The organism is Parafrankia sp. FMc2 (genome assembly GCF_041008525.1).
Lineage (GTDB): Bacteria > Actinomycetota > Actinomycetes > Frankiales > Frankiaceae > Parafrankia.
In genome coordinates this window covers 1-13,080 of the sequence record NZ_JBFLUG010000022.1, presented here as the reverse complement: position 1 = coordinate 13,080, position 13,080 = coordinate 1, and the positions used below count along the sequence as shown (strand labels likewise).

General features: G+C 72.2%; 11 protein-coding genes and 2 pseudogenes. 5 read left to right on the top strand and 8 right to left on the bottom strand.

Going from position 1 to position 13,080, the window contains the following annotated elements; translation table 11 throughout:
* Positions 1-17 precede the first annotated feature (17 nt).
* Positions 18-1,682: a glycosyltransferase gene (locus tag AB1460_RS10560; protein ID WP_368960677.1), complete on the top strand. Its 1,665-nt coding sequence runs from the start codon at positions 18-20 to the stop codon at positions 1,680-1,682.
* Here the strand turns inward: AB1460_RS10560 and AB1460_RS10555 are convergent.
* Positions 1,640-3,463: a glycosyltransferase family 39 protein gene (locus AB1460_RS10555; protein ID WP_368960756.1), complete on the bottom strand. Its 1,824-nt coding sequence runs from the start codon at positions 3,461-3,463 to the stop codon at positions 1,640-1,642. The two genes, AB1460_RS10560 and AB1460_RS10555, sit on opposite strands and share 43 nt — an antisense overlap.
* 356 nt (positions 3,464-3,819) lie before the next feature.
* Positions 3,820-6,123, bottom strand: coding sequence for an AAA family ATPase (locus tag AB1460_RS10550; RefSeq protein WP_368960675.1), 2,304 nt, complete (start codon positions 6,121-6,123; stop codon positions 3,820-3,822).
* A 262-nt stretch (positions 6,124-6,385) separates the two neighbouring features.
* On the opposite strand from AB1460_RS10550, the gene AB1460_RS10545 reads away from it, so the two are divergent.
* From AB1460_RS10545 to AB1460_RS10535, 3 genes and pseudogenes are all read left to right on the top strand, one after another.
* A complete protein-coding gene (locus AB1460_RS10545; RefSeq protein ID WP_368960673.1) occupies positions 6,386-7,339 on the top strand; it encodes a histidine phosphatase family protein in 954 nt (317 codons plus the stop codon).
* Positions 7,340-7,347: 8 nt separating this feature from the next.
* Positions 7,348-7,857 carry a hypothetical protein gene (locus AB1460_RS10540; protein WP_368960671.1) on the top strand — a complete coding sequence of 170 codons (510 nt, stop codon included), beginning with the start codon at positions 7,348-7,350 and terminating at the stop codon, positions 7,855-7,857.
* A gap of 57 nt (positions 7,858-7,914) precedes the next feature.
* Positions 7,915-8,049: pseudogene (locus AB1460_RS10535) on the top strand (RNA-guided endonuclease TnpB family protein); the annotation flags it as partial.
* Positions 8,050-8,080: 31 nt separating this feature from the next.
* Here AB1460_RS10535 and AB1460_RS10530 read toward each other — a convergent pair.
* Positions 8,081-8,272, bottom strand: coding sequence for a hypothetical protein (locus AB1460_RS10530; protein ID WP_368960669.1), 192 nt, complete (start codon positions 8,270-8,272; stop codon positions 8,081-8,083).
* Between the two features lie 115 nt (positions 8,273-8,387).
* Between AB1460_RS10530 and AB1460_RS10525 the strand changes: the two are divergent.
* Positions 8,388-8,540 (top strand): annotated as a pseudogene (locus AB1460_RS10525) (IS3 family transposase); the annotation flags it as partial.
* A 146-nt stretch (positions 8,541-8,686) separates the two neighbouring features.
* On the opposite strand, the gene AB1460_RS10520 reads toward AB1460_RS10525, so the two are convergent.
* The 5 genes from AB1460_RS10520 to AB1460_RS10500 form a co-directional block, all read right to left on the bottom strand.
* Entirely contained in the window at positions 8,687-9,016 is a 330-nt protein-coding gene (locus AB1460_RS10520) for a hypothetical protein (protein WP_368960668.1), read from the bottom strand.
* Positions 9,017-9,148: 132 nt separating this feature from the next.
* Positions 9,149-9,889 (bottom strand): recombinase family protein, encoded by a 741-nt coding sequence (locus AB1460_RS10515; protein WP_368960667.1) that lies wholly within the window; start codon positions 9,887-9,889, stop codon positions 9,149-9,151.
* Positions 9,886-10,365, bottom strand: coding sequence for a DUF6326 family protein (locus AB1460_RS10510; RefSeq protein WP_368960754.1), 480 nt, complete (start codon positions 10,363-10,365; stop codon positions 9,886-9,888). Before AB1460_RS10510 ends, AB1460_RS10515 begins: the two co-directional genes overlap by 4 nt.
* 244 nt (positions 10,366-10,609) lie before the next feature.
* Positions 10,610-11,266, bottom strand: a complete 657-nt coding sequence (locus AB1460_RS10505; protein ID WP_368960665.1) for a response regulator — start codon at positions 11,264-11,266, stop codon at positions 10,610-10,612.
* Positions 11,263-12,405, bottom strand: coding sequence for a sensor histidine kinase (locus AB1460_RS10500; protein ID WP_368960664.1), 1,143 nt, complete (start codon positions 12,403-12,405; stop codon positions 11,263-11,265). The genes AB1460_RS10505 and AB1460_RS10500 overlap by 4 nt, the downstream gene beginning before the upstream one ends.
* Positions 12,406-13,080 lie beyond the last annotated feature (675 nt).

The following is a 13,080-nucleotide window of genomic DNA, read 5'->3' as shown; positions in this document are numbered from 1 at the left end:
TCTGGGATCGTGCGGACATGTCCCGCGCTCTGCCCGACCCCCGCGAGCCGCCGGCGGCCGAGCCGACCCGCCGGCCCGTCCGTTCCGGCGCGGCCCGCGGCGCCGCCCCGGGTGGCACCGGTCCCACACCGCCCGCCGACGCACCCGCACCGCCTGGCACCGTGCGGCGTGGCAGCGCGTCTCGACGACTGCGGGTCGATCTGCTCCTGCTGGGCTGGTGCGGGACCGCGGTGGGGATCAGTCTGTCCGACGGGCGGTACAGCCCGCTGGCCCTTGCCGCGGTCCTGTTCGGGGCAGCCGCGGTCACTGTCGCCCTCGGCTGGCCCGCCGAGCGCCGGGGTCGCTGGGCGAGGCCGGCCGCGGCGGCGAGTGGCCGCGTGGCGGTCGCGTTGTGTGCTGTCGTGGTCGCGGTCGGCCCGGTCGTGCGGCACCCGCGGTACTACGCCACCGGCCCGGCAGCGCTCGCCGCGGATGTCCTCGCCGCCCTCGCCGGTGCCCTGGCGGCCGCGGCCCTCCTCGGCTCGTTCCTGCGACGCGCGCGCCCGGGGGGCACCGATCGTCGCGGCCGCTGGCTCGGCGGCTCCTGGTGGGCGGGGGACGGCGTGTTCCGGGGGGTGCTCGGGCTCGCCATCGCCGCGGGGGTGGCCACGGTCATCGCCGCGCCGCGGCCGCGCATCGATGTGTTCCACCTGCTGCAGGTGTCGACCTCCGGTCTCGCCCGGGGCGAGAACATGTACCGCCAGCAGTGGGGTCCGGACCGGGCCACCTACACCGCCGGGGGCCTGTTCGACGTCTACCCCTACCTGCCCGGCACCTCGCTGCTGCTCGCCCCGTTCCGGTGGGTCTTCGGGGACGTTCGCTACGGCCTGCTGCTGGCACTGGTCCTGGCGGCCGTCGCGGCGCGTGCTGTCGTCGCGGGTCGCCCAGCCGGCGAGGCCCGCGGCGGCGCTGCACCCGGCGGCGCCGCACCCGGTGCCGGCGAGCCCGGTGGCGGCGAACCCGCGGGTGACGGTGGGCCCGCAGCGGCGCCGCCGTGGGCCCTGACCGTCGCGCCCGTGCTCCCGCTGCTGGTCACCGTGTTCCCGGAGTCGATGTACGCCCTCCAGCAGTCGTGGACGGAACCGCTCCTCGTGCTCCTGCTGACGGGGACTGTCTGGGCGGTCACGACCGGGCGTACCCGGCTGGCCGTGGTGGCCTTCGCGCTCGCGCTGGCCAGCAAGCAGCACGTGGCCCTTGTGCTCCCGCTGGCCGCCTGCTGGCCGGCGTTCGGGCCGCGCCGGGCGCTCTGGGCGGCCGGCCTCGGGCTGGTGGCCGTCCTGCCCTGGGTGGTCGCCTCCCCGCGGGACTTCTTCGACGACGCCGTGCGCACGAATCTCGACTACCAGGTGCTGGACCACTCGCTCTCCGTCCCTGGCTGGGCCCACCACTTCGGGATCACCCTCGGATTCGGGGTGACCGCGGTCGTGCTGGCCCTCAGCTACCTGCTGGCCTGGCGGGCCCGTGGCGGAGCCGCCGGCTTCTGCGCGGGCTCCGCCCTGGTGCTGCTGGCCCTGGACCTGATGAACAAGCAGACCTTCTTCAACCACTACACGCTGCCGATGGCGCTGCTGGTGCTGGCGGTGTGCGCTGCGGCGGGTGATCAGCGCAGCGTCGAGAACCGTTCCAGGGACGCACCCTCGTAGAGGTTGCGCTTCTCCACCTGGAGCGCGCGGTCGCGCAGGGCCGCGAGCTGGTCGGAGAGCACGGCGCAGGCGCCCTCGAGGAAGCGGTACCCGTCCGCGCGAACGAGCAGGACGGCATGGTCCGGCCCGGCGAGCTCGTTGACCTCGGCGGCGAAGGCGGTGCCGTTCGCACGCTTCATCCGGTCGGCGTAGTCGACCCAGTCGACGAGCGCCGGGCCGGTCTCGTCCGCGTAGACGATCTCCCGCACGTCGATGTCCCCCCGGCGCACGATCGCCCGGTGTACCGCCGGACCCAGCTGGTCCGGGCAGTAGGCGACGACGTCGCCCGGGCGGGCGATCCGCGCTATCCGGTCGGCGATCTCGCCGGCCTGCGTCCGTTCGGTGCGGGCGAGCTGGTACCCGCCCAGCAGACCGCTGACCGAGGCGGCCACGAGCACCGCCGCGAACGCCCGGTGTACGGGAACCTGCGCGATCCCCAGCGACGCCAGCAGCAGGCAGGCCGGCAGCGCGATGCCGGTGTACCGCTCGGCGTAGGCGCTGCCGCCGAACATGTTGACGAAGTAGGCCAGGAGCAGTGGCACCAGCCAGATCGCGGCCAGGTACCGCCCAGGGGACCGGCCGGAGATCTTGACGTGCAGCTCGCGGCCCAGCGGCCTGGCGGTGAGCCCGATCAGGGCGCCGCCGAGAAGGATGATGCCCAGCAGGGCCCCGGTCGACTGCGGCCCGGCCCAGTCGAAGACGGTGTCGAGCAGCACCTGCGCCTGCACCCGGGGCGCCCAGGGCGTGCCGGTGTGCAGCATCTGGAACAGGAACACCGGCATCCAGGGTGCGAACAGCACCGCGGAGGCCGCCATCGCCCCGAACGCCCGCAGTGCCGGGCGCTGGTAGGTCCGCCGCCGCCGCGCCTGCACGAGCAGGAACGCGGCGACGGTGAACACCAGCAGGAACGTCCAGTAGTGCGTGTAGACCAGTGCGGCCGTCGCGAGGGTCAGCAGGGCGAGGCGGGGCAGGCTCGAGCGGTCAAGCGCCCGCACGATCGCGAACCCGAACACCAGGACCAGCAGGACGACGAGCGAGTACATCCGCGTCTCGCTGCCGTACCGGATCGCGTACGGCGAGCAGGCGAACAGCAGCAGAGCCGCGAGACCGACCCGGTGCTCGGTGGTGGGCCCGCCGTTGCCGAGCGAGGCCGCGGCGCGGCCCACGAAACGGCCGGCGAGCCAGGCCAGCGGGAGCGTGGCCAGGGAGAGTACGCCCGACAGCGACCGTACGGCGATGTCGCCGTCGCCGAACAGGGTGATCCACCCGTGCAGGAGCAGGTAGTACAGGGGTGGTGACCCGTCGTGGCGCAATGCCTGCAACAGGTCCGGCACAGAACGTGAGGCGATGCCGACCGTCAGCGACTCGTCCAGCCACAGATGGCTCGGTGTGGCGAACCGCAGCACGGCGCCGATCGCGACCGCCAGCAGCGTCCCCGCGAGGAACAGTTGTGGCGCCACGGTGACGACCCAGCGCCCCGCGCGCGTTCCGTCGACCGCCAGGCGATGCCTCCACGCGGCCGCCTGCGGGCGCGCAGTCCCCTCGGAGTTCCGCACCTCCCCGGACCGCTCCGCCGGGGTCGGTTCCGCCGGGCTGGCCGGTCCCGTTGCCTCAGGGCCGTCCGCGGGGGCGGGGGCGGGGACCTCGTGGACCGGCACCACCTGCTTCCCCGGGCCCGCCCGCTCGATCGGGACCTGCTCGGCGGCCAGCGGATCGCGGGCCCGGGCCGTCGACGCCGGCATGGCGACCCGCTCGACCAGCGACGCAGGGTCACCGGACGGATCCGGCGACGCGTCCTGGCGGAGCCGTCTCGGTGCGTCCGACAGATCCGGCGAATCCGGCCGAGCTGTCAGATCCGGCACATCCGGCGGCGTGCGCGGCATCGGTGCCCGTGCCCCCGTGGGTTCGGCGCCGCCGGGCTGGGTCGGCCGTGGCTCCCGCGGGGGAGTGCCCGGGTCCTCCGGTGCCGAGGACGGTTCCCCGACCTGACCGGCTGGCAGGTCGTCTGCGCTCACCACCCGCACGCTACCCATGCGCACGGCACGCGATCTTGCCGTGGGGCGGTGTACGGAGCGTCAGTCGTCTCATCACTGTCCTGTCACGTGCTGGCGGGAGCCGGGGCGGCCGCCGCGGTGAGCCTGTCGGTCAGCTCACCGCCGTGGCTCCCGGCCGCACCGATCTCGTCCTCGTCGTCGATGTCGTCGATGTCGTCGGCCAGACCGAACGGATCCGCGGAGCCGCCGGCGAGCAGCGCTGGCAGCAGGGTCATCCGGCGCCGCCCACCCGCGTCGCGGACGGCCGCGCGCAGCGCCGGTCCGTTCACCGACACGACGGAGAGGTGGCTGCGCGCCCGGGTGATCGCCGTGTAGATCAGCGGCCGGTTCAGCATCCGCCCGGCCTCCGGCGGGAAGACACCGACCACTGCGGCCCATTCGCTGCCCTGGGCGCGGTGGACCGTCACGGCCCAGCCGTGTCGGAGGTCGACGACACCGTGGGACGGGATGTCCAGCTCGCCGCCGGGGAAGGCCACCCGTAGCCCACCGCGTTCGCCGAGCGCCACGACGACGCCGATCTCGCCGTTGGCGAACCCCAGGTCGAGATGGTTCGCCGTCGCCACGACCCGGTCACCGACGTCGAAGCCGGAGACCTCGCCGGGACCGGGGTTGAGCGTCCGCTTCAGCGCGGTGTTCAGCGCGGTCGTCCCCGCCGGCCCGCCGTGCACCGGCGTGACGACCTGGACCTCGGCCGACGGGATGCCCAGCGCACGCGGGATCGAGTCGCTGACGAGCTGGACCACCCGGTGGGCGGCCTCGCCCGACGAACGCGCGGGCACGACGACCACCTCGCGGCCCGGGCCCGGCGGCGGGGGCGGCAGCTCACCGTGGCGGACCGCCGCGGCCATCGTCGCGATCGCGCCGCCGTCCGCCTGCCGGTAGAGCCGGGTCAGCTCCGTCACCGGGACGGTCTCGGACTCCAGCAGATCGGCGAGCAACTGACCGGGGCCGATACTGGGTAGCTGGGCGGGATCGCCGACCAACAGCAGATGGGTGCCGTCGGCGCACGCGTCCAGGAGGGCGGCGCCGAGCTCGGCGTCGAGCATGGATGTCTCGTCGACGACGACGAGGTCGGCGTCGAGCGGGTTGTGCTCGTCCCGGCTGAAACCGCCGCCGCGGCCCTGAGCGCCCAGCAGGCGGTGCAGGGTGCTCGCCGGCGCACCGCACAGCTCTTCGAGCCGCTTGGCGGCCCGCCCGGTCGGGGCGGCGAGCGCCACTTCCACACCGGCAGCCTCGGCGAGCCGGACGACCGCTGCGACCGTCCGGCTCTTGCCCGTGCCCGGACCGCCGGTCAGCACGCTGACGCCGACCTCCAGCGCCGTGCGCGCGGCCAGGAGCTGGACCTCGTCCAGGCCGGCGACGGCACGGTCAGCCTCGGCACCGGGGTCGGCGGCATCCCCGCCCGCCGCGTCGCCACCTGCCGAGGGGCCGCGACCGTCGAGGGCGCCCGGTTCGTCATCTCCCGACCGGGCGCCGTCCTCGGGCTCGGCGTCGGTGTCATCGGTGTCGTCGAACATCGACATGGTCGCCGGCGGAGGCGGAGGCGGCGGCGCGGCCGCTGGCCCGGCTCCGTCACCGCCGTCACCGCCGTCGCGGCGGGCCCGCCGCGACGGCCCGTCCGCGCCGGGTCGCAGCGGCTCCGCGGTCGCGAGGAGGCGTTCCACGCCGTCGGCGACCGCCTGCTCGGCCATCGCGTACCGCTCCAGCGCGACGCGGTCGTCGACCTGCACCGCGCGGCCGGTGTCGAGCGCGGCGGTCAGCGCCTCCGCCGGATCGGCGACTCCTTCGCGGGCTGTGGCGCGGGTCACGTCCTCGACCGGCGCGGCGGTGTCGCCCGCGCGGCTGGCGGCGCGGCCGAGCAGGTGGGTGACGACTGCCGGACCGCGCCGCGGGTCACCGCGGTCGAGCCCGAAGTGGCGGGCGAAGCGGTCGGCGTCGCCGAGCTCGGCCGTGCCGCCGTCGAGCAGGGACCACGGGTCGGCGCGCAGCGCCTCGGCGGCCTGCGGACCGAGGGCGTCGGTAAGCCCGCGGGCCAGCCGCGCCGGCATCCGGGCCGCGACGAGGAGCTCCACCGCCGCATAGGCCGGCTCCGCCGCGCGGAAGCTGTCGAGCAGGCGGCGAGCCCGCGGCCCGGACACTCCGGGGACGGCGGACAGCCGGGCCAGGTCCACCTGCTCACGGCATTCGATACCCGCCTCGCCGAGCCGGCCGGCGGTCGTCCGCCCCAGCCCGGGCCACAGGCCCGCGTCGCAGAACGCCGCGAAGACTGCCGCGTCATCGGGTGCCGCGCCCCGGTCCCCAGGCGCGGAGGTGGGTGCAAGCGGGATGTCGACGGCATCTTCGGGCATGGCCGAAGCGTAACGACGCCTCCGACAGTCCCGGGTGCGCCTGCTCGGTAGCGTGGTGCGGTGGGTGGTCCCCGGGTGGTCTGATCACGCGCCGTCACCGTGGTGCGTGGACGCCCTCACGGGCACGTCCGACCTGGTCACCATGCCAGTCCGACCCTCGTCGGCCGGGCGGGACGGCCGACGAGGACGGCTCGTGTGTCCGACCGTGTCGCCTGGTGGGCGCCCGCCCCGTCTGCTGTGCATGGGTGAAGGGAAGTCTGGGTTGACCACCGTCCTGCTGGTGCGACACGGTCTCACCGAGGTCACCGGCAAGATCCTGCTCGGCTGGACCCCAGGGGTCGGCCTCGACGACCGGGGCCGCGCGCAGGCCTCGGCGCTGGCCGAACGCCTCGTCGGGATCCCGCTGGCCGCGATCGTGTCCAGTCCGCTCGACCGCTGCCACCAGACCGCCCAGGCGATCGCGGGCCGTCGGCCGGAGGGCCCCGCGGCCCCGGGCGGCACCCAGGACGTCGTCACCGACGACCGGGTGGGGGAGTGCCACTACGGCGACTGGACCGGCAAGGAGCTTGCCGCCCTGGCCAAGGAACCGCTGTGGAAGATCGTGCAGAGCCAGCCGAGCGCGGTGACCTTCCCGGGCGGGGAGGCGCTGCGTGACACCCAGGCCCGCGGGGTGACCGCGGTGCGCGAGTGGAACGAGCGGCTCGGCCCCGACGCGACCTGGCTGCTGTGCTCGCACGGCGATGTGATCCGCACCGTGGTCGCCGACGCGCTGGGCATGCACCTCGACATGTACCACCGGATCACGGTCGATCCCTGCTCGCTGACCGTGGTGCGGTACGGCGACCACCGTCCGTTCGTCCGGCGGATCAACGACATCGGCGGGTCCGTGGCCGACCTGCTGCCGGCTCCGCCATCGCCCGGCGGCACGGGCGGGGACAGCGGTGCCGGTGGGGGCGGTGGGGGCGGGAATCTGGCATCCGCCGAACCGGGTGTACCCGGGGAGCAGCGATGGTGCGGTGCGGGCCCGGGCGGTGTCGCAGGGCGGACCGCTGACCGCGGCCGCCGCGTTCACCGCGGTGGATCCCCGGCGGAATCAGCACACCGTCGCCAAGGTCCTCTCCGCGGTTGTCCGTACCCGCAGCACCGACCCGGCGCTGCGTCCACCCCCGCCGCTGATCAGACATTTCCGGTATCAGTCCGTCGAATCATGCGCTAGAAACGAGAATGATGAGAAATCAGGGCTGGTGGGGTGGGCGCCGGGCATGGCTGCCACTGGGAATGGCGTCGTCCTTCGTACTGGTGGCGGGAGCGGCAGTAGCGCTGTTGGCGGGGACGGGCGGGGCGGCGGACAACAGCGGCGAGACCCGGCCCTGCCAGCGCGACGGGCCGGTCGTGGAACCGGTGTCGGTACCGTTGGGCGAGCCGCTGACGGTCTCCAGCCAGGACAACGCCTGCGAGCGCGCGCTTTCGTCGGACGGCGGGCACCGACTCGTCCTTGTCCAGACGGGGAAGGACGACATCGATCTCGGCCCGGTCCCCGTCCGTGAGGACGGCACCTTCTCCATGGTCACGGCAGTTCCGCTGTCGGCGCGTCCGGGCCTCGCCTGGGTCAGAGTCACCGACGCGCGCCCGCTTCCCTGCGACGGCACCATCAGGCCTGGCGCCATGCGGCTCATGACCAGCTGCGTCGGCTACGAGGCCCGCCTCAACCTCGAAGCCCGGCAACCGTCCTGACCCGGAAGGCCGCGGTCGGCGCGAAGATGGGTGTTCTTCGCTTCTTCAAAGGCACATTACGACGTGATCCGCGTCGAAGACCTGCGGGTGAAGGCCATGACCCGGTCGGCGTGCGGCACCCTCGACCAGCCCGGCCGGAACGTCTGGCAGAAAGCCGGCCTGAACCGGGGCATCCTCGCTCAACGCCTCGAGACGTCCGGCTGCCGGCAGCCGGACATCTGTCTCACCAGTTGTGGATGATTGTCCCTGCGCTGTTGGCCATCTTGAACGAGCCGTCACCCACGTCGATGATGCAGCCGAAGTGGAGCGGTCCCGCTTCCGTGGACAGACCGAACTCAACCGGTCGTCGCAACACCGGCCACGACTTCGTCGCCTTCTGCCGCGACAACAACGTCCGGAACTCGGTCGGCCGCACCGGGATATGTTTCGACTGCGAGCATCATGTTGTCGCTGCCACGCTGGTCTGACCCTTGTTACGACCGGCCTCTCGGGTGCCCTGGCGTTGATCTGTCGGCCGGAACGCCGCCGCAGAATCCTTCTGGGCCACCCTCAAGAAGGAGCTCATCCATCTCCGCCCCTTCGACACCATCGACCGCGTCCGAGCCGGAGTCTTCGAATACATCGAGATCTACTACAACCGGCAGCGGATACATTCCGCGATCGGCTACCCCACCCTTGTCGAGTTCGAGGAGAAATTTGACGAACCGGGTCTTTGTGTAGCACAGTCAGTACTGTCCACAAAATCGGGAACGCTCCAAAGAGTCAGGCGGCGGAGCGCCGCGCCGACGTGGTGCGCTCCAAAGCCGCGGACGGCGCCGGCCGGCCCGTACTACGACGTGCTCCTGCGCGGGCCGCGTTTGACACCAGCCCGGCCAGTGCCAGGGCGACTGGCCATCCACGCCCGGACCGTGCTGACCTTCCACCGTGGCCGGGCCTCGATCGCCGAGCCGTCCGGCTCGCGTGCGTGGTCGTCCGGCTCGGGGATCAGCCGCCGCTCGGCCGGCCGGCCTTTCGACTTCGTGCCGTAGTGCCGCAACGTGCCGGTCCGCAGGCCCGTCAGGCGCGAGAACCCGGCGTAGTCGACCATCCGGTCGTCGGGCCAGGCTGCGGGATCATCGTCCACGCCGCCGGCCGCACTGGTGTCCTGATTGGTGTCCATCCAGCGCAGAATGCCGCACCACACGTTAGCCAGACTGGAGGCCTGCACAGAACGATGGGGCGTCGGGGCGGCCGGCAGTCAACCGGCGGCGGGCACGACGCCGGCCGCACGAGCCCCCCACTGACAGACGCGTCATCGGGTCCCCGACCGCGCCACCTTCACCTGCCCCTGATCCGCTCCGTGGGCGACGGTCAGGTTCGCCGTGCCCACCTGGACGCGGGTCAGGACTTGGGGGTCGGGGAGGACTGGTGCAGTCGTTGGCGGTAGCGATGATCTAGCGGGGTGGCGTTGCCATGCCGGCAGGGTCCGGGTCCAGGTGACGCCGGGGAGTGCGTGGTGTTGCAGGGCCCGGTACACCGTCGAGCGCCCGACCCCCAACCTCCGCGCGATCTCGCTGACCGACTCGCCCCGGGCCCGCCGGGCCTGCACCACCGCGAGGGTGTCCTCATCGACCCGGACCGGCCGTCCGCCGCGCCGCCCGGCGGCCTCGGCGGCGCGCAGCCCGTCCAACGTCCGCTCGCGGATCAGTTCCCGTTCCGTTTCGGCGGCCATGAACAGCATCTTGTCCGCGATCGTCGCCCCCGCCGGGCGGTGCAGGCCTGCGCAGATGCCGGTGAGGATGTGGAGGTTGATCCCGCGGGCGTGCAGCTCGTCCTCGAGGAGCACCAGGAGTTCCTTCATGGAACGGGCGACCCGGTCGGGCTTGTAGATCACCAGGGTGTCCCAGTCCCGCAGCAGCCCCAGCGCCCGCCGCAACTCCGGCCGTTCGCCCCGGGTACTCGCGGTCTCCACGAATACCTCGCGGCAGTGCGCGACACCCTGTTCTGACCGGATTCGCGTCCCGAACAGGACGGGGACCGTTCTTGGGTTCATGCTTGCTGCTGGGCGCGAACGGTTTCACGGTCCGGGCTGGTCGCCGACGGTGCGGTGCGGGGCCAGGTCCAGGCGTACCGCACGATGAGGGTGAGTAGGATCAGTTCCAGTACGATGCCAAGGCCGTAGAAGTACAGCCAGGACTCGCCCACCGCGTTGAATGCCGTGACGGGAACGTAGAGCGAGGCCACGATGAGGTTCGTGATGCGGGTCGCCGGGGCGGGCAGCGTCATCGACAGCACGACCATGAGGATCGGGATGGCCACCAGGGTCAGCGCCGTGGTCGAAAAGGTCTGGGAGAGGTCGAACTCGAAGACCTTGCCGTCGAGGATGTCTTCGATGACGCCGGGCGTGAAGAAGTTGAGAATGTCCACGTAGGCGTACAGGAACATGAAGCTGGTCCACGCCGCGGCGAGTTTGGCTCTCACCGGGATCGGCTGGTCTTCCAGTGTGGTGGTGGGTTGACGCGTTCTCATCATGGGCTCCGTCGTCGGTGAGGATCGGTACGTCCACGATCGCTGAGCCCGGCGGCGGGCACACCGGCCCGGAGGCCGGAGTTCGCCTGGCCGATGAGATGGTCTCTCTCTCGTGCTTTCGGCTGATCCGCCGCTGCCGCGCTGTCCCTACACTGGACAGAAGGTGACGAAGGCGCTGCGCTCGTTGTGGGCCTCGGTCGCTCCCGGCCGGGACCAGTCGTCGTGCATGTACGTCAGGTTCGGTTCAGTGCCCCACCCGGCCGGTGTCGTAGGCCCACATCGCGAGCTCGACCCTGTTCCGGGCGCCGATCTTGGTCAGCAGGCTCGCGACGTGGGTCTTGGCGGTCGTCAAGCTGATGAACAGCTCGGCGGCGATCTCCGCGTTCGTGCGGCCGACAGCGACCAGTTTCAGCACCTCCTCCTCGCGTTGGGTGAGCGGCTCGATCGGTTGGGTACGGCGTTTCGACGAGGCCCCCGCGGCAAGGGTCGCCAGCAGCCTGCGGGTGATGTTCGGCGCGATCAGGGCATCGCCGACGGCGGCGGCATGGACAGCCTGCACCAGCAACTCTGGCCCGGCATCCTTGAGGAGAAATCCTCGGGCTCCGGCCCGAAGCGCGCCGTGGACGTACTCGTCCAGGTCGAACGTCGTGATCACCACCACCGCGATGGGGTCCGCGACGCCCCGCCCTGCGAGGAGTTCGGTCACCTCGATGCCGTCCAGCCCGGGCATCCGAATGTCGACCAGGCACACGTCGGGGCGGAGCCGATGCGCCAGCTCGACGGCGGCGTTGCCGTCGGCGGCTTGGCCGACGACCTCGATGTCGGGCTGGGCGTCAAGGATCATCGACAGGCCGGTGCGCACCAGATCCTGGTCGTCTGCCACCAGCACGCGCGTCGTCATAGGGGCAACTCCATCGGCAGCTCGGCGTCGACCGCCCACCCGCCCTCGATCGTCGGCCCAGCGCGTAGCGTGCCGCCGAGCAGCTGCACGCGCTCGGTCATCCCCAGCAGCCCGAAACCGTGGGTCGCTGGCCGCGCCGGGTCGATCTGGCCGTCGTCGGTCACGCGGAGCCGCAGCCTTCCTGCGCCCTCGACGACCCTGATCTCCACACGCGAGGCGTTTCGGGCGTGCCGCAGCGCGTTGGTCAGCGCCTCCTGCGCCATCCGGTACACGGCGGCGTCGACCTGGGGCCGAAGTCCGGCCAGATCACCCGCCAACTCCACGTCGACGACGGGGTCCGGTTCGCGGCGGGCGAGGAACACCAGGTCGGCGACGCCGGGCTGGGGACCGTACTCCGCCGGCGCTCCGTCACGCAGCACCCGGACCATCGCTCGCATCTCCGCCAGCGTCCGCGACGCTTCCCCCTCGATGATCGCAAGCGCCTCGAGCGCCGCTTCAGGTCGCTTCGCGGCCATCGTCATGCCAGCCTGCGCTTGCAGAATGATCGCCGAGACGTGGTGGGCGACCGAGTCGTGCAGCTCGCGCGCGAGGCCGACGCGCTCCTGGCTGCGGACCTGGTCGAGCGCCCGGCGCCGACTCTCGGCGCGGTAGCGGAACGCCGCTCCGCCCGCTGCCGCCGCCGCCAGGACCGCCAACCCGCCGAAGAGCTCGGCTGGCCCGGTGTAGTCGGTCGCCAAGCTGAACACCGCGGCGACCGCAACCACCAGCAGCCCCATCACGATCTGACGCCCTGAGCCCCAGCGGACCAGCGAATAGACGAGCACCAGGATGTAGATCATCGTGTTTAGGCCCACGCCTGGGGTCCCGCCCAGCCAGCTCGCCAGTCCTAACGCCATCCCGGTGCCGAAGCCCACCACGACGCAGACCAACGGGTGAGTACGCCGCCATAGCAGCACCGGCGCAAGTCCGACCGTCACGATCGTCACGACCGGCCGCCAGGTGACGTCCTCTCGGAGGGTTCCTTCGAGCAACGCCGCCACCATCACCACGCCGACCAGCACCCGGTCGAGCCACACCCGTTCGGGCGTGTCCGCGGCGCGGGGCTCGTCCCAGAGCGAGCGCAGGCCGGTAGTGAACACACACCCAGCCTAGAGACAGCCCAGGCGTCGGAGACCCACCGAAAGAACGAGACGCCGCTCCCCCCAATGGCGGAGGCAGGTCCGGCCTCGAAACCGATGTGGGGGTCGAGGAGGATCGGAACGGAAATTGGCCCTAAGCGGAGGCGTCGTCTGACGGCTGGTCGGGCTGCGCGGGCAGGTTGAGGTGGTACCGGTACTCCGGTCGGTGCCGTACATCTGGTGCCGGTAGGTCACTGGGATGTGTCGGCAGACGGTGCGCAGATAGAGCCGGTTGCCGCGCCGGTGGGCGTGACCGGCGTCGAGGTAGAGATGAGCGGTCGTCGCGAGCTGGTCGGACAGCAGTCCGTCCTCGCCGGTTCGGGCGACGGCGGCCATCTGGCGCCACAGCCATTCCGACAGTGCCCAGCGCGGTCGGCTCGCCCGCGCAGGGGTGCCGTTGTGGGCTCGGACCGCGGCCCGCCCCGCCCGGGTCAGCCAGACCGACACCAGGTCGGAGAGCAGACCGGGCTCGGTGTCGGTCTCGATCAGGCCCCGGTCCCGCAGCGCGGCTAGCCCTGTCTTCCGCACGTGCGTGCGGTGAGCCAGCTGCTTGGTCTCTTGTTCGGATCACGTCGGGGTGACCGCGATCGGTAGTGACAGGCCTGGGACTGTTCCTGGCTGTGACGGTCGTGATGG

Bases quoted from the DNA above. Each gene is read 5' to 3' on its own strand.
- AB1460_RS10550 (WP_368960675.1), bottom strand. From the start codon at position 6,123: ATGCCCGAAGATGCCGTCGACATCCCGCTTGCACCCACCTCCGCGCCT.
- AB1460_RS10515 (WP_368960667.1), bottom strand. From the start codon at position 9,889: ATGAACCCAAGAACGGTCCCCGTCCTGTTCGGGACGCGAATCCGGTCA.
- AB1460_RS10560 (WP_368960677.1), top strand. From the start codon at position 18: ATGTCCCGCGCTCTGCCCGACCCCCGCGAGCCGCCGGCGGCCGAGCCG.
- AB1460_RS10520 (WP_368960668.1), bottom strand. From the start codon at position 9,016: ATGGACACCAATCAGGACACCAGTGCGGCCGGCGGCGTGGACGATGAT.
- AB1460_RS10540 (WP_368960671.1), top strand. From the start codon at position 7,348: ATGATGAGAAATCAGGGCTGGTGGGGTGGGCGCCGGGCATGGCTGCCA.
- AB1460_RS10505 (WP_368960665.1), bottom strand. From the start codon at position 11,266: ATGACGACGCGCGTGCTGGTGGCAGACGACCAGGATCTGGTGCGCACC.
- AB1460_RS10555 (WP_368960756.1), bottom strand. From the start codon at position 3,463: ATGCCGGCGTCGACGGCCCGGGCCCGCGATCCGCTGGCCGCCGAGCAG.
- AB1460_RS10510 (WP_368960754.1), bottom strand. From the start codon at position 10,365: ATGAGAACGCGTCAACCCACCACCACACTGGAAGACCAGCCGATCCCG.